Source organism: Megasphaera cerevisiae DSM 20462 (assembly GCF_001045675.1).
Lineage (GTDB): Bacteria > Bacillota > Negativicutes > Veillonellales > Megasphaeraceae > Megasphaera > Megasphaera cerevisiae.
Window position 1 is genome coordinate 1 of sequence record NZ_LEKT01000129.1, and the last position, 1,050, is coordinate 1,050.

The following is a 1,050-nucleotide window of genomic DNA, read 5'->3' on the forward strand; positions in this document are numbered from 1 at the left end:
AGCAGGATGCGGGATTTCTAACATTAGAATAATAATTAATATTTTATTTTTTCAGTGGTCTCATGCCAGCCAGCAGGAAACCCAAGCTTTGTAAGAATTTGATTGGCAGAAATGGTTTTTAAACGATTAGCTAAGTGACGAGTTTCTTTTCGTATTTTATTATGTAAAGTTCCATATTCACTGATACTTAGGAAACATTGAAGTGTAATAAGTACAGAAAATACCGTTCTTCGATCAGAGCTTGCGTCAATTTTATATTTTTCATGTAATGGTTTCCAGTATTTACTATCGCGTCTACAGATAAAACCTATTAGTCTATTGTTATGAGCACAAATATTTCTAACATCATTAATATTTTCTATAAAGCTGATCATTATTTCTGGCGAGAAGGTTGTTACGGATGGAATATGGACACGAATAAAAGTTGTCATGTCTTTTGCCACTGCATTTTGTACCTTTGTTGTGGAGGATGTTAGCATATAGCGCAAATCACCAAAATCAAGATAGTTTGCTAAAACCCATATAGGAATATTTTTATACTGCTTTACGTAATGCGCAATGCTATTATCATTATACTTCTTATGTTTTGCAATTGTTTTAGACAATTTTGATATTGTCGATATAACAGACCGCGTCTTTTCTTTATCATAACAGTCAACATTCAAATAGGCGTATGGAGTATTGGGGTAGGATTCGGCAAAGCGATAGGCAAACACTGCTTTGAGATGTGTTTCCATATCAATGATAGCTTGGAATATGGCCTGCTTTATTTCTCGCTCAAATACATACAGATTGGCAATCTCATCAAAGTTAGTGCTAGCAGTATATTGATCACCATTGCGCGGGAAATAGTTAGCATAGCCATTGATAATGTTATAGTAATTTTGAGTAAGCAAGTATGCCTTGGCTCTTTCTGTATCGTCAATTACCAACCCGCGTTCGCGAAGAAGCTGTATCTGCTCATCAATAGTTTTAAATTCTTTCAAAAGAAAAAAGCCTCCTCCCAATAATGGAGAAGGCTTTTCCTTCGCACCGATCCCCGTAGAGATT

The 1,050-nt window shown here is 35.4% G+C and carries 1 protein-coding gene; it reads right to left on the reverse strand.

What is annotated here, in order from left to right; genetic code table 11:
* Positions 1 to 35: 35 nt before the first annotated feature.
* A partial coding sequence (locus AB840_RS15345) for an Abi family protein (RefSeq protein ID WP_236684564.1) occupies positions 36 to 1,050 on the reverse strand: 1,015 nt, incomplete at its 5' end.